The sequence below is a fragment of the Planctomyces sp. SH-PL14 genome (assembly GCF_001610835.1).
Classification (GTDB): Bacteria; Planctomycetota; Planctomycetia; order Planctomycetales; family Planctomycetaceae; genus Planctomyces_A.
Window position 1 is genome coordinate 4,639,505 of record NZ_CP011270.1, and the last position, 19,848, is coordinate 4,659,352.

General features: G+C 64.9%; 16 protein-coding genes. 12 read left to right on the top strand and 4 right to left on the bottom strand.

From position 1 onward, the window contains the following. Window positions 1–53: 53 nt before the first annotated feature. Both VT03_RS17865 and VT03_RS17870 read left to right on the top strand, forming a co-directional pair. A complete protein-coding gene (locus VT03_RS17865) occupies window positions 54–449 on the top strand; it encodes an Hpt domain-containing protein (protein ID WP_075094236.1) in 396 nt (131 codons plus the stop codon). A gap of 54 nt (window positions 450–503) precedes the next feature. After that, window positions 504–1,565, top strand: coding sequence for an HD domain-containing phosphohydrolase (locus tag VT03_RS17870; protein WP_075094237.1), 1,062 nt, complete (start codon window positions 504–506; stop codon window positions 1,563–1,565). A 118-nt stretch (window positions 1,566–1,683) separates the two neighbouring features. Here VT03_RS17870 and VT03_RS17875 read toward each other — a convergent pair whose 3' ends face one another. Further along, window positions 1,684–2,295 carry a helix-turn-helix domain-containing protein gene (locus tag VT03_RS17875; protein ID WP_075094238.1) on the bottom strand — a complete coding sequence of 204 codons (612 nt, stop codon included), beginning with the start codon at window positions 2,293–2,295 and terminating at the stop codon, window positions 1,684–1,686. 180 nt (window positions 2,296–2,475) lie between these two features. On the opposite strand from VT03_RS17875, the gene tdh reads away from it, so the two are divergent. From tdh to VT03_RS17890, 3 genes are all read left to right on the top strand, one after another. After that, entirely contained in the window at window positions 2,476–3,507 is a 1,032-nt protein-coding gene (gene tdh / locus VT03_RS17880) for an L-threonine 3-dehydrogenase (RefSeq protein ID WP_075094239.1), read from the top strand. A 450-nt stretch (window positions 3,508–3,957) separates the two neighbouring features. Next, window positions 3,958–5,346, top strand: coding sequence for a PhoX family protein (locus VT03_RS17885; protein WP_075094240.1), 1,389 nt, complete (start codon window positions 3,958–3,960; stop codon window positions 5,344–5,346). A 417-nt stretch (window positions 5,347–5,763) separates the two neighbouring features. Continuing rightward, on the top strand, window positions 5,764–7,080 hold the full coding sequence (locus VT03_RS17890) for a Gfo/Idh/MocA family protein (RefSeq protein WP_075094241.1): 1,317 nt from the start codon (window positions 5,764–5,766) through the stop codon (window positions 7,078–7,080). A gap of 344 nt (window positions 7,081–7,424) precedes the next feature. Here the strand turns inward: VT03_RS17890 and VT03_RS17895 are convergent, their stop codons facing one another. Next, window positions 7,425–8,615, bottom strand: a complete 1,191-nt coding sequence (locus VT03_RS17895) for a ribonuclease D (RefSeq protein WP_075094242.1) — start codon at window positions 8,613–8,615, stop codon at window positions 7,425–7,427. 88 nt (window positions 8,616–8,703) lie between these two features. Beyond that, window positions 8,704–10,149, bottom strand: a complete 1,446-nt coding sequence (locus VT03_RS17900) for an SRPBCC family protein (protein WP_075094243.1) — start codon at window positions 10,147–10,149, stop codon at window positions 8,704–8,706. A gap of 196 nt (window positions 10,150–10,345) precedes the next feature. Here VT03_RS17900 and VT03_RS17905 point away from each other — a divergent pair, with 196 nt between their 5' ends. The 4 genes from VT03_RS17905 (at window position 10,346) to VT03_RS17920 (ending at window position 14,244) form a co-directional block, all read left to right on the top strand. After that, the gene (locus tag VT03_RS17905; protein ID WP_075094244.1) at window positions 10,346–11,143 is read left to right on the top strand and encodes a hypothetical protein; all 798 of its coding nucleotides are present in this window, start codon (window positions 10,346–10,348) and stop codon (window positions 11,141–11,143) included. 53 nt (window positions 11,144–11,196) lie between these two features. Beyond that, entirely contained in the window at window positions 11,197–11,481 is a 285-nt protein-coding gene (locus tag VT03_RS17910) for a ribosomal protein L7/L12 (RefSeq protein WP_075094245.1), read from the top strand. Window positions 11,482–11,748: 267 nt separating this feature from the next. After that, on the top strand, window positions 11,749–13,035 hold the full coding sequence (locus tag VT03_RS17915) for a DUF2156 domain-containing protein (protein WP_075094246.1): 1,287 nt from the start codon (window positions 11,749–11,751) through the stop codon (window positions 13,033–13,035). Between the two features lie 216 nt (window positions 13,036–13,251). Then, the gene (locus VT03_RS17920; RefSeq protein WP_156514579.1) at window positions 13,252–14,244 is read left to right on the top strand and encodes a hypothetical protein; all 993 of its coding nucleotides are present in this window, start codon (window positions 13,252–13,254) and stop codon (window positions 14,242–14,244) included. Between the two features lie 127 nt (window positions 14,245–14,371). Here VT03_RS17920 and VT03_RS32795 read toward each other — a convergent pair whose 3' ends face one another. Next, entirely contained in the window at window positions 14,372–16,546 is a 2,175-nt protein-coding gene (locus VT03_RS32795) for a Gfo/Idh/MocA family oxidoreductase (RefSeq protein WP_197488988.1), read from the bottom strand. Between the two features lie 258 nt (window positions 16,547–16,804). Between VT03_RS32795 and hisH the strand changes: the two genes are divergently transcribed. The 3 genes from hisH (at window position 16,805) to VT03_RS17950 (ending at window position 19,510) form a co-directional block, all read left to right on the top strand. Then, window positions 16,805–17,410 carry an imidazole glycerol phosphate synthase subunit HisH gene (hisH, locus tag VT03_RS17940; protein WP_075094248.1) on the top strand — a complete coding sequence of 202 codons (606 nt, stop codon included), beginning with the start codon at window positions 16,805–16,807 and terminating at the stop codon, window positions 17,408–17,410. A gap of 497 nt (window positions 17,411–17,907) precedes the next feature. Then, on the top strand, window positions 17,908–18,267 hold the full coding sequence (locus VT03_RS17945) for a DUF2089 family protein (protein WP_075094249.1): 360 nt from the start codon (window positions 17,908–17,910) through the stop codon (window positions 18,265–18,267). 100 nt (window positions 18,268–18,367) lie between these two features. After that, complete coding sequence (locus VT03_RS17950; RefSeq protein WP_075094250.1) at window positions 18,368–19,510, top strand: tetratricopeptide repeat protein; 1,143 nt, start codon at window positions 18,368–18,370, stop codon at window positions 19,508–19,510. Window positions 19,511–19,848 lie beyond the last annotated feature (338 nt).

The following is a 19,848-nucleotide window of genomic DNA, read 5'->3' on the forward strand; positions in this document are numbered from 1 at the left end:
AACGCGGCAACCTAGCCTTGTGAGGCTTCCCCACATCACGAGGTCCCCTGTCAATGGCCACGCTCGAAATGACTCGCCCCGCCGCGGAGCTCTCCGGCTCTCCTACCCCCGCCGGAACGAGCGCCCATTTTGATCTTCCCCAGCTCCTCGACCGCTGCCTTGGAAACATGCGGCTGGTCGACAAGCTGATCTCCGGATTCCGCCGGAGCCTGGCGACGAACGTCCCGACCCTCCGCGGCCTGGCCGATGCCGGTGACATGCCGGGAGTCGCCCTCCTGGCTCACCGCCTCAAGGGAGAAGCGGCGAACGTCGCGGCGCCGGACGTTCGGCACTGGGCGGCCCGCATCGAAGACTTTGCGACCCGCGAATGGTCGGACGAAGTGACGGACGCGATCGGACACCTCGAACAGATTTCCTGCGACCTTCAGCAGGGCGCCGCCGGCGCCTGAACCCCTTGGAGCGGTAGAACACCGAATACTACGCGGGCTGCGGATTGTATTCCCATGAATGTCCTGATCGCTGATGACGATGAGAGCACGACGCTGACGCTCTCGCATGCGCTGGAGGCGTTCGGCTACTCCGTCACCGTGGCCCACGACGGCCTCGAAGCCATTCAGCTGCTCCGCTCGGGGCGGTACCGGATGCTGATCTCCGACTGGCAGATGCCGGGGATGAGCGGTCCGGAGCTCTGTCGCGAGATCCGCCAGCGGCACATGGGGCGGTACATCTACATCATCCTCCTGACCTCCTTCTCCGGGAGCGAGCGGGTCATCGAGGGGCTCGAGGCCGGGGCCGACGACTTCATCGCCAAACCGTTCAACCCCAGCGAACTGCGGGTCCGGGTCCGCGCCGGAGAGCGGCTGCTCGGTCTCGAAACCCGCGAGCTGACGATCTTCGCCCTCGCCAAGCTGGCCGAGTCCCGCGACCAGGAGACCGGTGAGCACCTGGAGCGGATGCGGGAGTACTCCCGCGTCATCGCCGAGGACCTCTCCCGGACGCCCGACTTCCGCGACGAGATCGACGGCGAATACATCCGGCTGCTCTATCTCACGAGCCCGTTGCACGACATCGGCAAGGTTGCGATTCCCGACACGGTCCTGCTGAAGCCCGGACGGCTCACGGCGGAAGAGTTCGAGATCATGAAGACCCACACGCTGCTGGGGGCCAAGACGCTGGAAGACGTCGCGGCCAGCTACCCGGGCGGGGGTTTTCTCAAGATGGCCCGCGACATCGCTCTCACGCACCATGAGCGGTACGACGGCAAGGGGTATCCCAGCGGCATCTCGGGAGACGAAATTCCGCTCGCCGCGCGGATTACCTCGGTGGCTGACGTCTACGACGCCCTGACGAGCAAGCGGGTCTACAAAGAAGCGTTCACTCACGAGCTGGCCCGCGAGATCATCGAGGACGGCGCCGGGACGCAGTTCGATCCCCGCGTGGTCGCCTCCTTTGTCCGCTGCGAGGACGAGATCCTCGCCATCAAGAACCGCTTCCACGACGGCTACCTGGGACAGGAGCCGCATACGCTGCCGTCGCGCTCCGTGCTGGCTGAGTCGTATGCGTGAGGGGGAGGCAGAGGCTGAAGGGGTTCAGACGGAAGGCTGAAGGTTGAGGCTGCCGTCACGGCCTTCGCCTTCTCTGTCTTTCTACCTTCCGCCTTAAGCCTTCCGTCTTCCGCCTCTCTCAGCGATAGCTGACCACAAGAAACAGCGACGCTTTCCCGCGGCCGGTGTTGGCGATCTCGTGGCTGACGTCCGCCGCATACGTGGCCGAGTCGCCGCGGGCGAGCTCCGAGACGTCGCTTCCCGATGTGACCCGCACCTTCCCCTGGACCACCGTGAGGAACTCGCGGGTCTTCGGAAAGTGGGGCGCGCTGCTCAGGACCGCCCCCTCTTCCAGGACGAGTTCGTAGAACTCCGTGTCCTTCTCCAGGTGCAGCGGCGACAGCGTCCGCAGCGTCACGTGCTCGTCCGACCGGAACGTGTGGGCCGGATCGTTGCCGCGGACGACGTGGATCGTCGACCCCCGCTTGGGGCCGTGCTCGACGAACTCACCGATCGTCAGGTCGAACGCCTCCGCGATCCGGAGCGTCACGCCGAGCGTCGGGTTCGCCAGCCCCCGCTCGATCTGGCTGAGCATCGAGCGGCTCACCCCGCAGGCGGCGGAAAGCCGCTCCAGCGACCAGCCCTTCTCTCCGCGCAGGGCTTTGATCCGCTGGCTGAGCTGCATGCCGACGACGTCGGCGTTTGACCCGGTTCCCGTCCCGCCGCTCTCTTCCGCTGGTCGTCTGGCCATGTTCACTATTGTGGATGAATGTCTTGCATACTGCACGGTGCCCCGTCTAGGATAAGGAACCTCGAATCGCGTCGGAACGTTCGCCCCGCGATTTTGGAGGGGTGTTAGGATTCCGCCTTCCTTCGCCCCGCTCCTCTGGCTGCCCGATTCCGGGCGGCAAACCGTTCTACCGGGACACTCATGAAAGCTCTCGTCAAACGCCATGCCCAGCCCGGACTCTGGCTGGAGAACGTTCCGGAGCCGACGGTCGGCCCCAACGATGTCCTGATCCGGGTCGACCGGACGGGGATCTGCGGGACTGACGTCCACATCTACAACTGGGACGCGTGGGCCCAGAAGACGATCCCGGTCCCGATGGTGGTGGGGCATGAGTTTGTCGGGGACATCGTCGAGGTCGGTTCGAACGTCCGGGACTTCTTTCCCGGCGAGGTGGTGAGCGGCGAAGGGCACGTTGTCTGCGGGCACTGCCGCAACTGTCTGGCGGGGCGGCGGCATCTGTGTGCCCACACGCAGGGGATCGGTGTCAACCGGCCCGGGGCGTTCGCGGAGTACATCGCGGTGCCGCAGACGAACGTCTGGCACCACGATCCTTCGATCAATCGCGACATCGCGAGCATCTTCGATCCGTTCGGGAATGCGGTTCATACGGCGCTGTCGTTCGACCTTCTGGGCGAAGACGTCCTGATCACCGGGGCGGGGCCGATCGGCTGCATGGCGACGGCGATCGCGCAGTACGCGGGGGCCCGGTACGTCGTTGTGACGGACGTGAACCCGTGGCGGCTGGAGCTGGCGAAGAAGATGGGGGCGACGCGGGTTGTTGATGTCCGGACCGAGAAGCTCTCGGACGTTCAGAAGGAACTCCGCATGAAGGAGGGGTTCGACGTCGGTCTGGAGATGTCGGGCAATCCTTCGGCCTTCCGTGACATGCTGGCCAGCATGGCGCATGGCGGGAAGGTGGCGATGCTGGGGATTCCTGAGAAGGAGATGGCGATCGACTGGAACCTGGTCGTCTTCAACATGCTGACGATCAAGGGGATCTACGGCCGGGAGATGTATGAGACGTGGTACAAGATGACGGTGATGCTCCAGGGGGGGCTGAAGATCGATCAGGTGATCACGCACCGGTTTTCGGCGACGGAGTTTGAGAGGGGTTTTGAGGCGATGCGGAGTGGTCAGTCGGGGAAGGTGATTCTGGACTGGAAGTCGCTGTAAGGGCCGGCGCTCGAACACCGTTCTTGCCGGCACAGCTCGATAGCTCAAGCCCAACGTGCGACGGCCTCTGGGGTCAAGGGGGTTTCACCCCCTTGCCGCCGGAGGCACTTCCATGAGGAACCGTGGTCAGCAACGGATGTCCCCTTGTGGAACCGGCGTTGAGGACTCGCAACTCGCTCTGGAATCTCCGCGGGTTGGTGAAGGGGCATCCGGCACGGTGTCCGCGTTTGGATACTTACTCCTTCAGGCATCTCTCGACGGCCAGGCCTCCGGCGGGCAAGGGGGTGTTGCCCCCTTGCATCCCCCACCAGGGTGCCCCTGGACCCGGTTCTTGGGGTGGCGTTGAAGGGGGCGCGGTTTGGCCGGTAACGTGCCGGTCAAACTCGGACAGGCCGGGTTCCCACGTTTGACCCCTATCGGGCGACCTCACGCGAGACGCCCGCCTCCCCCATGACGTCTTTCTCCCGCCGCCAATTCCTCGGCTCCGCCCTTGCCTCCACAGCCGTCGGCTCCCTCTTCGCCTCCCTCACCTCCCACTGCGCCGCCGTCGGGTTCCCCGAACTCCTCGCCCCCGGCTACGGCCCGCTCCGCCCCGTCGAAGACGAAACAACCGGCCTCGAACTGATCCGGCTCCCCGAAGGCTTCCGCTGCATCTCCTACGGCTGGACCGGCGACCCGATGAGCGACGGCGCTCCCACCCCTGCCGCCCACGACGGGATGGCAGTCGTCAAGGAGCAGAAAGGGATCATCTCCCTCATCCGCAACCACGAGCTCGACAAGCCCGGCGTGCCGTTCACGAAGCCCGAAGCGACCTACGACGCGGCCGCCCGCGGAGGCTGCACCGTGCTGCAGTTCGACGGCACCCGCGGCAAGTGGCTGTCGAGCCGCGCGGCGCTCGGAGGAACAGTCCGTAACTGCGCCGGCGGTCCAACCCCCTGGGGGACCTGGCTCACCTGTGAAGAGACCGTCGTCGATGAGCGGGAAGAGTTCCAGAAGTCGCACGGCTGGGTCTTCGAAGTCGCCGCCGACGGCGCCGCGAATCCGGAGCCGATCCGGGGGATGGGCCGCTTCGTTCATGAGGCAGTGGCCGTCGACCCGGCGACGAGCATCGTCTACCTGACGGAGGACCGTGGCGAGTCCGGGCTTTACCGCTACGTCCCCAAGATCCCGGGGAAGATGCATGACGGCGGCCGGCTGGAGATCCTGGAAGCGGTTGGGCAGAAGGATCTGCGGCGAGGGATCCGGGTTGGAAGCCACTTCGATGTCCGTTGGCATGTTCTCGACGATGTCGAGGATGCCCGGACCGGCGAAGCGGATGAGACGCAGGCGGTCTTCAAGCGGGGGGTGCGGCTGGGGGCTTCGACGTTTGCCCGGTTGGAGGGGTGCGCGGCGGCCCACGGAATGATCGTGATGACCGCCACCAGCGGGGGGGATGCGCGGCGGGGGCAGGTGTGGCAGTACGACCCGTCGAAGGAGCAGCTGACGCTTTTGTTTGAGTCGCCGGCGCGGGACGTTCTGGACATGCCGGACAACATGACGTTCAGTCCGCGGGGTGGGATTGTCCTCTGTGAGGATGGGGATCATTCGCCGCTTCGGTTGCAGGGGCTGACGGGTGACGGGCGGGTGTTTCCGTTTGCGGCCAACAACTGCGATTTCAGTGCTGGCAGGGCGAAAGGGCGTCTGGCGACGCTGGGGAAGAAGGTGGCGACAGCGGACCATCGCGGGCGGGAGTGGTGTGGCTGTACGTTTTCGGCGGACGGTCGGTGGCTCTTTGCGAATCTGCAGACGCCGGGGATCACGCTGGCGATCACGGGGCCTTGGCAGGCGGGGCTGATCTAACTGCCACCATGAGAACCGGGTCCAGGGGCACCCTGGTGGGGAGTGCAGAGGGGCAACGCCCCTTTGCCCGCCGGAGGCCTGGCCGTCGGGAGACGCCGGAAGGAGCACGTGTCCAAACGCGGACACCGTGTCGTATGCCCCCACATCATCCCGCGGGGATTGCAAGGCGAGCGGGGAGACTTAACGCCGGTTCCACAAAGCGGACGTCCGTTGTGTACCACGGTTCCTCATGGAAGTGCCTCCGGCGGCAAGGGGGCGTGGCCCCCTTGACCCCAGGCTGCCGTCGCACGTTGGGTTTGAGCTATCGAGTCGTGCCGGCAAGGACGCGGTTCGAGCTTTCGGTGATTGCTGTCGCATCAGCGTTCGTTAAAGTGTTCTGTGCGACATTCCGATCGGGGCCAGGAAGCGGAGGGGAGCATGGCTGAGGCGAATCGGCGCGGATTCCTGCAGGTCACGGGAGCGGCCCTCGCCGCCGGAGCCTGGGCCGCTCCGGCAACAGCGAACGCGGCGGAAGACGGGCCGATCCCTATCGGGTTCATCGGGCCCGGCGGCATGGGGATGAACCACGTCCGGCTTCTGGCCCAGAACAAGGAAGTCCGGATCGCCTGGGTCTGCGACGTCGACGCCAACCGTCTCAAGGCCGCCGCCGATCACGTCGAGCAGGCCGCGGGAACCCGGCCGCAGACGACCGGCGACCTGCGCCGCATCCTCGATGACCGCGCCGTTCAGGCGGTCTGGATCGCCACCCCCGATCACTGGCACGCGCCGGCCACGATCCTGGCGTGCCAGGCCGGAAAGCATGTCTATGTCGAAAAACCCTGCTCGCACAACCTGCGGGAGGGGCGGCTCATGATCGAGGCGGGGAAACAGCACGGTCGGGTCATCCAGGTCGGGACCCAGAGCCGGAGCACGGAGGGGATCCGCAAGGGGATCGCCCGGCTCCGCGAAGGGGTGATCGGCGAGGTGCTGGTCGCGAAGGCCTGGAACAGCCAGCGCCGCGGGACGATCGGAAAACAGCAGCCGTCGTCCCCTCCAGAGTTCCTCGACTTCGACACCTGGCTCGGCCCCGCTCCAGCGGTTCCGTACCGCTCGAACCTGTTGCCGGGTGTGTGGCGGTGGTGGCACGAATTTGGTGCGGGGGACATGGGGAATGATGGCGTTCATGACATCGACATCGCCCGCTGGGGGCTGGGGGTCGAGGTCCATCCGACTCGGATCGCGGCGATGGGTGGGAAGTACGTCTTTGACGATGACCAGCAGTTCCCGGATACGCAGACGGTTCTGTTCGAGTACCAGAACCTGCCCGGTCCGCACTCGCGAAAGCAGCTCATCTTTGAGCAGCGGATCTGGTCGCCGTATGTGCAGGAAGGGTTTGAGAACGGGTGTGCGTTTTATGGGACGGACGGGCTGATGCTGCTGGGGAAGACGGGGCGGTATCAGATCTTTGGGCGCCGGAACAAGCTGATTGAGGAGGCGACTTGGGGCGGGCCGGATCTGGCTGCGCATCACCGGAACTTCCTCGGCGGGATTCGGACGGGCGAAGTGCAGAACGCGGATGTCTCGATCAATCATGTTTCGACGGCTCTGTGCCATCTCGGGAATATCGCGACGCGGGTGGGGCGTGCGTTGGAGTTTGATCCGGCGAAGGAGATGTTTGTCGGGGATGACGAGGCGGGCCGGATGTTGAAGCGGACGTACCGTGAGCATTGGGGCGCGCCGCGAGAAAGTGTTTGAAGCCCAATCACCGGGTCCAGGGGCACCCTGGTCAGGGGGTGCAGGGGGCAGAATGCCTCTTGCCCGCCGGAGGCCTGGCCGTCGAGAGATGTCTGAAGGAGGGCGTGTCCAAACGCGGACACCGTGCCGGATGCCCCCTCACCAACCCGCGGGGATTGCAAAGCGAGTGGTGTAGGTTGAAGGAGTCCTCAACGCTGGCACCACAAAGGGGACGTCCGTTGTGTACCACGGTTCCTCATGGAAGTGCCTCCGGCGGCAAGGGGTGACCCCCTTGACCCCGGCTGCCGTAGCACGTTGGGTTTGAGCTATATTGAGTCGTGCCGGCGAGGACGCGATTCAAGCACTCAACTTGGCTTGTACGGCTCGAACCGCAGCGGCGCATCCGAACGCGGATCGGCCACCCGCAACGTCAGCTTCCCATCCAGCACGTCCGAAAGCAGCGTCCCGCACACTTCGCCACGCCAACCCTGAAGCAGCTTCGGCAGATGCTTGGCCGACTGCCGGTGATGGATGTGCCAGTGGACCAGGTTCTCCACATCCGCCGCATTCCCGACGAGCGACATCGAGACACTCATCTCCGCACAGCGGTTGGAGAGCGCCAGACTCAACAGCCGCGACAGAGCATCGTCGGAAGCGGGATACGCCTTCGCCCGGTCCGGCTTCGGCAGATCCTCCTCCGGAAGATCGAGCGCCGCCTGAACCGAGTCCAGAAGGTCCGTTCCGAACCGCTGGTAATCCTTCCGCTGCATGCCGCGGGTCATATTGAGCTCATGCAGCGTCGCCGGCTGCCGCTTGGCGACCTCCATCAGCATGTCGTCGCGGAAGACGGTCCGCGGAGGCTTGTCGAGCTTCTGCGCCGTGTTGATCCGCCAGTGGTACAGCGCCCGGGCGACCGCCTGATCGCGCGGCCGCAGCCCCTGCACGCCGGGGAGCTTCCGCCATCCCTCGCGGTCCTGCTCGCGGGAGACATCCGCCACCATCCGGTCGAACTCCGCCTCCGCCCACGCCATCCGCCCCTGCTTCTTGAGGGACTTCTGCTGCCGGTTCCAGATCTCAAGGAGGAACGAGACGTCCTCGACCGCGTAGTCGACCTGTCGCTGCGTCAGCGGCCGGTGCTCCCAGTTCGTCCGGGTCTCGGAACTGTGCACCTTGACGTTCATCACCTTGGCGACCAGGTTCTTGTACGAGACCGGGAAACCACGGCTCAGCAGCCCCTCGGCCACCTGCACGTCGACGAACTTCCCCGGAGGCGCCCCGGCGTACCGCAGGCAGAACCGCAGTTCCTCCCGCCCGCCGTGGCAGACGATCGTCGTCGTCTGGTCGGCCATGATCGACCACCAGGCCGAGAGATCCTCGACCTCGAACGGGTCGACGAGGTGCGACTCGTCCGGCAGCGCGAACTGCAGCAGGCAGAGCTTGGGCTGGAAATAGAACTCGGAGACGAACTCCGTATCAAATCCGACGATGCCCGCTTCGCGGATGCGGGCGCAGAAGTCGTCGAATTCGTTTTGCTCGGTAATGAGCCGCGAGGGCATTTTCGGTCAGGTCCAGATGCGTTCGGAGAACTCCGCAACCGCTTCCGGGACTGTATCGGGCAGGGGGCGCTCCGCTCAAGCGGGTGTCTCACAAGGTTTTTGCCGGGACCGTCCGCCCCTCCGCGACCTCGCGGATGTGTTCCAGGACCCGCCGGTGAATGGCGTGGATCAAGGCGTCGGACCAGACGGTCCAGTAGGGAAGGGGCCGCATGTCGAGCGTGTACCACGTCCGGCCGATCAGCCGCGTGCCGGGACCACGCTCCCCGTCCGCGGGGAGGGGTTCCAGCCGGAACTCCCCGCGAGTGCTGCGGAAGGAGCTTTTCAGGTGCGGCGGATGGATGTGGCGGTACGGAGTCAGCTCGAACATCGGTTCCGGCTGCTCGGTGACGTCGAACGCCAGCCGCCGCGGGGGATCCCAGACGGTGATCGGCTCCACGAACGCGCCGGTCGTGAACTCGCAGTGCCGGATCGCGCCGATCCCCGTCCCCTCGATCCGGGCCCGCTCGGGACAGGCAATCCCCAGCCGGAAGAACCACGCCGGCTCCCGCGTGATCGGCGGAAAGCCGATGACCGTCTCCCAGACCCGCTCGGGGGGCGCGGCGATTTCGATGGCGGATTCCACCGTAAAGACAGGATTCGGCGCGACCGCCCCTTCGATTCCGGCGAGGAGCGGCAGCACCGCCAGCGAACAGAGGAGGCCCTGACGTTCGCGCTGCGGGCGACGGGTTTCGCGGGCGATCGTCCAGCCGACCAGTCCCCCCAGCCAGGCGACCGGGACCATGATCGGGAGGGCCATCAGGACGCAGATCATCCCCTCGAGCGCCAGGAGCAGGAGGGCCAGACAGCAGAACAGGACCATCAGGGAGGTATTGCCGAGCGTCGCCAGCAGGGACCGGGGACGCGGGCGGTTGAAGAGAAAGGCCCCGACGGCGCCCGAGACGAACGGGGTTCCGAAGAAGAGCGCCGAGCCGTAGTTGTCGAAGAGGTAGACAGAGCTGACGATCAGAAACAGGGCATACAGGACACCGGCAGCGATCCCGCTCAGAGCCGCGCGGACCGCCCCGGACGGCGGCTCCCGTTGGCCGGATGGCAACGGGGCGGGGAGTTCGCCCGGCTCCTGAGAGTCCTCCGCCAGGATCGCCGGCTCGGACGAGAGGACCGCCAGGCGGATCATCTCGATGAAGTTCACGATCGGGACGAAGATCCACTGGACCTCCCAGGGCGAAACCCCGGCATCCCGGCAGCGGCGGATGCTCATCGCGACCGCGATCCAGACGAACGGGATCGTCCAGAGGGTCAACGCCAGCCCCAGCCACTCGTTCCCCAGCCGGGAGAACCGCATTCGCCCGCTGAGTGTCGGGTTGAAGAAATCGAGCGGCGTATAGACCTCACCCGTCGCCACTCCGATCACGGCCGCTTCCACGGCGTACTTCAGCAGCATCAGCCCCACACCCCAAGCGAGATACCGCCCCCGGTCCAGGGTCCCTTGGGTGCCGAACAGAAACAGGATTGGATTGAACCGAGCAGACGCCATCAAACCAGCCCTCTCCCCTAACGTCCTGAATAGAAATTTGACGGCCGCGGCGACAAGCCCATGCCCACCTCGAACCGGCAATTGTGGTTGCCGTTAACCCGGTCGCAGAGTATTTCAACGAGTTGTCATAGGCGCACCTCGCCGTCACGTCTCTTCCGCCAGCCAACTCAAACCCATCACTCTCGGGGGCGACTCGATGCGATTTGGAGAGTTATGGCTGCTCGAAGCCATCATCGAGGCGAAGCCACCCGTACATGGCTGGATTCCGATCGCCCTATTGCCGGATAGCGATCCGAACGAGGAGAGCTGGGGGCGTGGCGAGGCCAGCAACCATCTCATCATGGACCTCCACCCGCACCATTTGACGGATGCGGCAGTCCGCCGGGAACTCCGGGAACTCCGGGAACTCTTCGACGGGGGGGATATCGTCGCGGCGGAATGGGGACCAGGATACAGCAAACCCGGGCCACTCTTTGTCCCTTCCGACGGCGAGATCCAAGCGGGGTTTCGCAACGATCCCAGGTGTCTGTGCTATACGTTCACCGACCGCGGGCTGGCCCGCTGGGAGGAGTATGCGAAACCCCATTGGGCCGTGTTTCAGCAGTTCTGCAGGCAAGGCCGGGATGACTCAGGGCAATCCGTGATCAGCATCGAGGCGGCGACACAGGAGGTCGGCGAGCAGTGGATTCGAGCGATGTGTGAGCTGAAGGTGTTTCGTGGTCAACTTCAGCTTGACCACATCCATGTCCGCGACGTTCGGCCGTGGCAGGTTTATCCCTTCAAGACTCTTACGGAGGGCGTCTGTGTCACGGTCCCCCTGCGGGAGTTGCCCCCGACCACGGCGGTTGACGGTGAGGAAGACGAAGAAGACTGGGACGAGAAACGAAGCCGACTCCTGGCCGGCCTCGATCCGTGGTATCAGAACAGTGTGTCGAACTGGACTGCCCCTGCGGATGACGCGACGGACGGATCGCAATCGACGCCGAATTCCTAGAGAATCCACGGCTGACAGAATGTCTCTGCTCTTGCGATAGCGAGGTTCGGAACATGGCTGGCGAACCGCTCTCTTCCGAACTCCTCGGCCGATTGTCGGATGCGATCTTCCAGGGCCGGAAGATCGACGCGATCAAGATTCACCGGGAGGCGACCGGGATGGGGCTCCGGGAGTCCAAAGAGGAGGTCGAGGCGATCGCGGTTCGCCTCCGGCAGTCGCATCCCGAGAAGTTCGCGCTCTCCCGCCCCGATGGCGGATCCGGATGCCTGGGTGCGGTCGTCCTGTTCATCAGCGCGGCTGCATGCGTCACCGTGACCGTGCACCTGCTGGCCGGATGAGAGAGGACGTCGAGGCGGGCGGATGGGGAGAAAAGGGGGCCTCGTGGTCCCCGCTCGTCCGCCGCCGTTGGGCCCCGCCATCTCTCCGGGCATGGGCCGGCAGAAGAATCAAGAGACTCGACGGATCCGCTCAAGTCCCACCAGCTTGTGCAAATTGACCGTGGGAGATCGTCGCGATACCTTCTCCCCACGCGCACGGTTGCGCCTGCGAACTGCCGGTCCGCAACTTCGTGGCAATGAGGCCGCCGAAGAGTCGTAAAGAGATTCATGGCCGAAATCACTGTCGCTTCCGCCGCCGCTCCCGTTCTCCGAAACGTGGTCGCGGAGGTTCACCAGCCTCTCTCCACTGATGCCGCGCCGGCGCGATACTTTCCGGCGCGACACGAGATGACGCGCGACTGGCTCCAGCGGGCCGAGGATCTCGTCTTCCGGTTCGGCGAGGCGTACGACTCCTACCTCATTCTCGAGCGCGACCGCGAGTTCTACTTCGGCTCCGAGGGCCGGGGGGTCGTCAGCTTCGAGCGGTGGCGGAACAACATCTACGTCGTCGGCGGGCTCGTGGCGGCCCCCGAGGAGCGGCGGGGACTCCTGGAGGAGTTCATCCAGTTCAGCCGCGAGCGGAAATGGAACATCCATTTCCTGAACATCATGGCGGGAGACGTCCCGCTGTTCCGCGAGTTCGGATTTGAAGTCAGCAAGACAGGCGAGGAGCCGCTCGTCGACCTGCGGACCGCCACCTGGGCGGGAAAAGACTTTGCCTGGGTCCGGCAGCAGGAGAATTCCTGCCTCCGCAGCGGCGTGACGTACCGGGAAGTCTGCGTCGATCTCCTGACACCGGATCAGCACGCCGGCATCGAGCGGGAACTGGCGGAGATTTCGACGGAACACCTGAACGACACCGTCTACGGCCGCGAGCTGGGGCTGATGGTCGGCAAGCTCGACCTGCGGGAGATGTTCCGCAAACGGCTGTTCATCGCCGAAAAGGAAGGCCGGATCGAGGGTTTCGTCGTCTCGACCCCCTCGCACAACGGCCGCGTCTGGAGCGTCGAGACCTACCGCCGCCGGAAGGACTCCGCCCGCGGCGTCGTGACGTTCCTGATCGTCCAGATGTCGCGTCAGATGCGGGCCGAGGGAGTCCAGTACCTCTCGCTCTGCCAGTGTCCGGCCCTGCGGTGCGGTGGGGAATCGGCCTCGGAGAGCGCCCTCGTCCGCAACAGCATGAACATCTGGTGGACGACCGCCAACTGGTTCTACGACTCCCGCCGGCTGTACCACTTCAAGAGCCGTTTCCGCCCGATGTACCGGGAGTGCTTCATCGCCGCCCTGCCGGGCTGCCGCTTCATCCCGATGTTCATGTTCGGGCTCAAGTGGGGAGTCATTCTGCCCGACTTCCTCCGCCTGCCGCGGCACATGTTCCGCCGCGGCCTCAAGTGGTTCCACCCCGAGAAGCTGGCCGATCCGAACACCGAGAAGTACGTCCGGATCGAATCGCTCTCGCTGACGGAAGCGGACGACGAGACGGAAATGACGTCTCGGCCTCATCGGCCCAAGTAGGCCTCTGGACTCGCTCGGCAGCAGTTCTGAGGAACGAGGGAGACTGACGCCGGGCGTCTTCGTCCCGTTCGTTCGGAGGGTCTCCGTCAATTCCGGATGAAGCCTTGGCTTTCCCGTTTGCAGCGAGGCGATCTCCTACCGAGACTCGTCACTTCTTCTGGACCGGCCATCTCTCCTCCAAAGGGTCTCGCGATGTCGCGCATCATCGGATTGGTCGTGTGGATTCTCTTGCTGGGGGCAGTTCCTGGCCGGACCGGCCGGGCGGATGAGCCAGCCGCCTACACGGACGCTCAGTCACTCCGGCAACTTTTTGAACCGGTGCAGGTCGGAACCGACGAGCGGTTCGACCTGTTCAAGAAGAACGCCGGCCTCCGCGCAGAGGTCGAGGTGCCGAATGATTTCCGGTCGATCCTCGTCAGTGCACCGATCCCGTTTCAGTCGTTGGTCCTGGCTCTGGAGCAGGACGGCAAGGAGGTGACCGCGCTGTGGACCGCTCAAGCGCCCTATGACGGTGAGCTGGCCGATGCCCGCAAGTGGATTGCGGAGTCCATCGAGCAACTTGGGTTCAAGTCCGTCCCGGGGGGTCAGCTGCCGTCGTCGGTTCTCCGGGAGGCTCCGTTGCTGGAACAGCGATCTCGCGAGATCCTTCACTATCAGCGAACCTCCGGAGAATTGCGGGAGGTGCTGATCGTCCCGCTCGTCGACAAGAACGCCAGACCTGGATCGACCGTCGAGGTCGGCCTGATGTGGTACGTCCATGCCCCGCTGCCCAAATCTCCCCTGACTTTGAACGGCGTTCTTGAGGCCTTTCCGGCGATGAAACCGCAGCACATCGATGAGCAGCTTCTCAAGGTGCTGAGCGCCGGAACGTTTGAACGGCTGGAAACACTGCAGCTCCCGACCGATTCGGCCGTCCCGCCACGCCGGCTGGTGCCGCTGACCCTCAATACCGGTTGGAACTATCGGACATCTTCCGATCTTCGAACCCAGGTTAAGGAGGTTCTCGAGAGCACAGGCTATGTGGTGTCGACCGAAGGACGGATGAAGGACATTGCCACGGAGAACGAAGCGTGGAGCCGGGACGACTTCCGAGACGTTGTCCAACTCTCCTTCTTCAGCCCACCGCCGCGACGCGGACGGAGCCCAAGAACGTCTTTCCGGGTCTCCGGCCGCTATCTAGCTACGGCCCCCGTGAAACGCTCGGAATAAATCCTCCGGCAAGGCCGACGACCGTGCCGCCGCGGGCTGTGTTCTGCGATCAGCCGGAAATGCGAACGAGCCGCGTCACCTTGGTGACGCGGCTCGCGTGTTTCCTGAACGGATGCGGTGCAGTGGACTACCGCAGGCTGTCCAGCCGGGCCTTCACCTGAGCCTGCGCCTTCTCCAGGACTTCTTTCACCGAGACCGGCTTGCCCCCCTGGCGCTTGCTCTCGTCGGCCGCTTCCATGAAGGCGTAGAGCTCGATCGTCTCCTCCGGGGCGACCGGCGGCTCGCCGGTGCGGAAGAACTTCACGATTTCGACGATCAGCGGCTCGTAGCCTTTGAAGTTCCCCAGCGGCACGGCCTGCTTCTCGCCGAACACCGTTCCGCCGTAGCCCCCCTTGCCACCGCGAATCCCCCGGAAGGTCCCGATCCGGCCTTCCTTCCAGACGCCGGTCACGAAGTCCGCGTCCTTGGTCGAGGCCCGCGTGACGGTCTCGCAGCCGGGGCCCATCACGGTGTAGAGGATCTCGCAGCCGTGGATGCCGTACCAGAAGAGGTCCGGGTGGGTCGCTTCGAGCGAGCAGGGGCTGAAGGCGTCGCAGCCGAAGACCTTTCCAAATTCGCCGGCCCGGGCCTTGAGCGATTCGGGGATGAACCGCAGCGACGAGGAGGAGAACATCGGGACGTTGTATTCCTTGGCCGCCTGGTAGATGGCGAGGCAGTCGACGAGCGAGCCCGCGACCGGCTTGTCGATGAACACCGGCTTTCCGGCCTTGAAGACCTTGAGGGCCTGCTCCAGGTGCGGACGGCCGTCGTTCGTTTCGAGGAGGACGCAGTCGACCATCGGCAGCAGATCGTCGATCGAGTCGACCACCTTGACCCCCAGTTCCTCCACCTTCTTGGTGTACTCGGGGATCCGGCTCTTCGACGACTCGATGTCGCGGCTTCCCCAGGGATAGGCGGCGACGATCCGGCATCCTTCAAAGCCGGGCTTCGTCTTTGCCGAGTTCAGGACCGTTGTGAAGGCGACGGAGTGAGACGTATCGAGGCCGATGAGTCCGATCTTGATCGGCTTCACCGGCTTGGGGGGCTCGGCCTTCTCTTCCGTTTCGGGCTTCTCCTGCGTTGCCGGCTTCGCCGCCTTGTCCTCCTGGGCCGCCGCGAAGGGGGAGACCGCGGCGTGAGCTAAGGAGCGGGGGAGTGTTTCAGCCGGTACGACCACCACGCCGCCGGAGCCGCTCTGTCCGCCATTTCTACCTTCGGCCTTCGGCCTGACGTCGTCCGCCTCGACCTCGTAGACGATCGCCTGCTTCGTATCGAGCGCGACCGCCAGCCGCTTGCCGTCGGCCGAGAGGGCCAGGTCGGTCACCTTGCCGGTCTCGAAGTCGACCCCGTCGACCACTTCCCCTTCGTCGCGGGTCCAGACCCGGATCCCCGCCCCCCCCTGGAACCGGCCGCCGCAGCCGCTGACGAGCCGCTGGCTGTCCGGGAAGAAGGCGACGCAGGTCGAGGGCCGCTGGTGCCCGCCGAAGAAGCCGAGCGCCTTGCCGGTTTCGACGTCGTAGACGTTGACCCGCTCGTCGAACGAGGTCGTCGCCAGGAATTTGCCGTCCGGGGAGAAGGTGACTTCCGTGGGGGGCTTCTGGTGCGGCGTGAGCGTCTGGACCGCTTCGCCGGTGGCGAGTTTCCAGACCTTGATCTCGCCGGGACGGGTCAGCCGGGTTTCATCGCCGGAGGTCGTCGCCACGAGCGTTCCATCGGGCGAGACGGCGACGCCGGTGACGGGATCGGTGAACTTGCCGAGCTTTGACCGCTCGGTGCCGTCGGCGACGTTCCAGACGCGGACCGTCATGTCTTCCGCACAGGAGACGAGCGACTGGCCGTCGGGCGTCAGGGCGAGGTCGGTGACGTAGCCGCGGTGGCCTTTCCACTTCGGCGAAATCGTGCCGTCGGCGACGGTGACCGGCGTGATCCCCTGGTAGCCGCCGACATAGAGGTGCGTACCGTCGTTCGAGTAGGTGAGGCTGCGGACGAAGCCGGATTTCGTCGGGACCTTGGCGATCCGCTTCTTTTCGGAGAGGTTCCAGAGCTCGACGACGTCGTAGCTGCCGACCGCCACGGTCTTGCCGGTCGGGTCGAGGGCCACGCTCGTGGCGGCGTCCGGAAGGTTCTTGACGGCGAACGCGGGGTGGATCCCTTTGCCTTCCGGGATCTCTTCGGCTTCCTCGGCCCGGGCGGCCGGACCCATGCCGAGGAGAACGAGCAGGAGCAACATCACGGCCAGCGGGCCGCGACGAAGAGGAGACATCGACAACAAGGCCATCCGCATACCACCCTCACAGGAAATGTGTCCGGTCGCGGCGAATCGGGTCGGGGCGCTCGATGTCAGAAATCACTCGACCGGTCCGGCGAGGATAGCACCCGGGGTCGGGCTGGAGAATGAACCTCGCGGGGGAACCGCCTGTCCTGGCGGATGCTCGCGGTCCGGGGGATTGACGGGACCGGTCCGCGCCGTTGTGATGCGGGTTGGTATCGCGGTATCCGAAGAGGGGCGACGACGTCCGGCATGATTCAGATTATCGATTACGGCATGGGGAACCTTCGCAGCGTGCAGAAGGCATTTGAGAAACTGGGCTTCCCGGCCGAGATCTGCAGCGACCCGCGGCATGTCGCGACGGCGGACCGGCTGGTCCTTCCGGGGGTGGGGGCTTTTCGGGATGCGATTCACGAGCTGAACCGGCTTGGGTTTCCGGATCCGATCCGTGAGTACGTGGCCTCCGGGCGTCCGTTTCTCGGCATCTGCCTGGGGCTGCAGTTGCTGTTCGACGTCAGCTTTGAGGATGGTGAATACGCGGGGCTGGGGATTGTGCCGGGGCAGGTGGTGCGGTTTGAGTCACAGCCGGGGTTGAAGATTCCGCACATGGGGTGGAACTCGTTGCGGATTGTTCAGCCGGCGCCGCTGCTGGCGAATCTTCCGCAGGATCCGCAGGTGTATTTCGTCCACAGTTATCACGTGGTTCCGAAGGACCCGTCGTTCATCGCTGCGACGTCGGATCATGGTGGTGAGTTTGTGGCGGCGATTCAGCGGGGGAATCTGTATGCCACGCAGTTCCATCCGGAGAAGAGCCAGCAGGTGGGTCTGCAGTTGTTGAGGAACTTCGCTACGGCCTGAGCAGCAGCCGGCCTCGTGAGAACCGGGTCCAGGGGCACCCTGGTGGGGAGTGCAGAGGGGCCTGTGTTGTTTTCTTGGCCCTTTGCCCGCCGGAGGCTTGGCCGTCGAGAGATGTCTGAAGGAACGCGTGTTCAAGTGCGGACACCGTGGCGGATGCCGCCTCACCAACCCGCTGCGAGTGCGGAGCGAGCGGTGAATCCTCAACGCCGGTCCCACAAAGGGGACGTCAGTCGTGTCCCACGGTTCCTCAACGAAAATGCCTCCGGCGGCAAGGGGGCGAGGCCCCCTTGACCCCAGTGGCCGTGGCACGTTGGGTTTGAGCGGGCATAGCTGCGTCGGCAACAACGTGAGTTTGAGCTTTCGAACTGACCTTGCTCAGATGGGTTCGGAAAACGAAACAGACTCTGTTTGTGTTTTTCGTTTTTCGAAAGCGGTTGGCCGAATTGCTGTTGACTTGCGAAACAAGTCCAGACATCCTGTTCCCGGAATCAAAACGCATGTCCGCCCCCCGCACCCCCGTCACCAACGAGTGTCCCTACTGCTCGGAGCCCATGGCGACCCGACGGATGGAATGCACCCGCTGCCGGATCGGCGTCGAGGCGGCCTTCCCCGAATCGCGGCTCGGAAACCTCCCGACCGAGCATCAACGGTTCATTGAGATGTTCGTCCTCGCCGGAGGCAACCTCAAGGAAATCGCCGAGCAGACCGGGGTCTCCTATCCCACGATCCGGTCGCGGCTGCTGAAAATCATCGATGTCCTGCGGGCGGAGATCGGCAAGACCTCCGTCACCCGCGGGTCCCTGCTGGATGCCGTCGACGACGAGCCGTCGGCGGCCGAGCTCATCAAGAGTATCTAGTCCGGAGTGCCCGCTTGGGGCTTCCGGTGCGCTGTCTCTCTTTCCGGTCCACCCCCGTTCGGGCCGACGTACGGCCCGGCTGCGCTTGCGAGGTCAACCCATGTCCCGTTCCGACCGTCGAGATGAAGGAGCCTGGCTCGACTCCGCGCTCCACGACCCCCTGCTGCTGAACTCCCTTCGCAGCGAAGACGCCCGCCGCAGCATCCGCCGGCGCCGGGCCGTCCTCCTCGGAGGCCTGTTGATCGCCATGCTGGTAGGCGGCTTCGCCATCCGGGCCACGATGGCCGGAAAGGCGGATTCGCTCGCCACCGAAGGCTGGTCGCTCTGGAAGGCCCAGAGCTACACCGAAGCGGAGGAGAAGTTCACCGAAGCGACCAAGGAAGACCCGAAGTCGGAGAACGCCTGGAGCGGCCTCGGCTGGTCCAGGTTCGGACAGGGGAAGTACCCGCAGGCGGTCGAGGCCTTCCGGAAGTGCCTCGAACTCGCCCCCAAGCATCCTGCCGCGCTGAACGGCGTCGGGCAGTGCCTCCTGGCCCAGCGAAAGTACGACGAAGCCGAGAAGGCGCTCCTGGAAGCGGCCCCCACGGCGGAGGCGGCGTGGCACGGTCTGGGGACCGTCTACCTGCTCAAGGGGGACTTCAAGAAGGCGGAGACCTGGTGGCAGAAGATCGCCAACCAGCAACCGAGGAACGACCTCGCCGCGCGGCTGCTGGCGGCATCCAAAGCGGGATCGCTCAGCGACGAACTGCGGGCCATGATCGAACCTCCCGGCCTGCCCGAACCGGGGGCGACCAACGGCTGGGCCCTGCTGAATCAGGGGAAGATGAAAGAGGCTCGCGAAGCCTTCGAAGCGGCTCTCAAGAAGTCGCCGGATGACCTGGGGGCGGCCAATGGTCTCGGCTTTACCCTTCTGAACCTGGGTGAGTGGGACAAGGCGAAGCCCTACTTCGAGCAGTGCCTGAAGGCAAACAAGAGCCACGCTGGTGCGATGAACGGTTTGGCGCGGTGTCTTCACGCTGAGGGGAAGACTGACGAAGCGATTGCCCTCTGGGAGAAGCTTGACCGGGATTTTCCGGGTCCGAACGCCGGCACGACGTTCCTGGCGCAGACGTGGGTCGAGCGGGGCGAGCATGCCAAGGCGATCCCCTACATCGAGAAGCTCCTTGCGGAAGAGCCTTCGAACGAGACGTATAAGGAGTGGCTCGACAACGCCAAGGCCGGAGTGGCGAAGAAGGATCAGTAGGAAAGGCGATGGAAGAACCGGGGTCCAGGGGTTCCCCCTGGTGGGGAGTGCAGAGGGGCAACGCCCCTTTGCCCGCCGGAGGCCTGGCCGTCGAGAGGTGTCTGAAGGAGTGAGTGTCCAAGCGCGGACACCGTGTCGTATGCCCTCTCACCAACCCGCGGGGATTGCAAGGCCAGCGGTCTGGTGTGAAGGAGTGCTCATGGCGGGTACCACAAAGGGGATATCCGTTGCTTACCACGGTTCCTCATGGAAGTGCCTCCGGCGGCAAGGGGGCACAGTGTTGTTTTTTGGCCCCTTGACCCCAGGCTGCCGTCGCACGTTGGGTCTGAGGGAGCACA

Bases quoted from the DNA above. Each gene is read 5' to 3' on its own strand.
- VT03_RS17865 (WP_075094236.1), top strand. From the start codon at position 54: ATGGCCACGCTCGAAATGACTCGCCCCGCCGCGGAGCTCTCCGGCTCT.
- VT03_RS17870 (WP_075094237.1), top strand. From the start codon at position 504: ATGAATGTCCTGATCGCTGATGACGATGAGAGCACGACGCTGACGCTC.
- VT03_RS17875 (WP_075094238.1), bottom strand. From the start codon at position 2,295: ATGGCCAGACGACCAGCGGAAGAGAGCGGCGGGACGGGAACCGGGTCA.
- tdh (WP_075094239.1), top strand. From the start codon at position 2,476: ATGAAAGCTCTCGTCAAACGCCATGCCCAGCCCGGACTCTGGCTGGAG.
- VT03_RS17885 (WP_075094240.1), top strand. From the start codon at position 3,958: ATGACGTCTTTCTCCCGCCGCCAATTCCTCGGCTCCGCCCTTGCCTCC.
- VT03_RS17890 (WP_075094241.1), top strand. From the start codon at position 5,764: ATGGCTGAGGCGAATCGGCGCGGATTCCTGCAGGTCACGGGAGCGGCC.
- VT03_RS17895 (WP_075094242.1), bottom strand. From the start codon at position 8,615: ATGCCCTCGCGGCTCATTACCGAGCAAAACGAATTCGACGACTTCTGC.
- VT03_RS17900 (WP_075094243.1), bottom strand. From the start codon at position 10,149: ATGGCGTCTGCTCGGTTCAATCCAATCCTGTTTCTGTTCGGCACCCAA.
- VT03_RS17905 (WP_075094244.1), top strand. From the start codon at position 10,346: ATGCGATTTGGAGAGTTATGGCTGCTCGAAGCCATCATCGAGGCGAAG.
- VT03_RS17910 (WP_075094245.1), top strand. From the start codon at position 11,197: ATGGCTGGCGAACCGCTCTCTTCCGAACTCCTCGGCCGATTGTCGGAT.
- VT03_RS17915 (WP_075094246.1), top strand. From the start codon at position 11,749: ATGGCCGAAATCACTGTCGCTTCCGCCGCCGCTCCCGTTCTCCGAAAC.
- VT03_RS32795 (WP_197488988.1), bottom strand. From the start codon at position 16,546: ATGTCTCCTCTTCGTCGCGGCCCGCTGGCCGTGATGTTGCTCCTGCTC.
- hisH (WP_075094248.1), top strand. From the start codon at position 16,805: ATGATTCAGATTATCGATTACGGCATGGGGAACCTTCGCAGCGTGCAG.
- VT03_RS17945 (WP_075094249.1), top strand. From the start codon at position 17,908: ATGTCCGCCCCCCGCACCCCCGTCACCAACGAGTGTCCCTACTGCTCG.
- VT03_RS17950 (WP_075094250.1), top strand. From the start codon at position 18,368: ATGTCCCGTTCCGACCGTCGAGATGAAGGAGCCTGGCTCGACTCCGCG.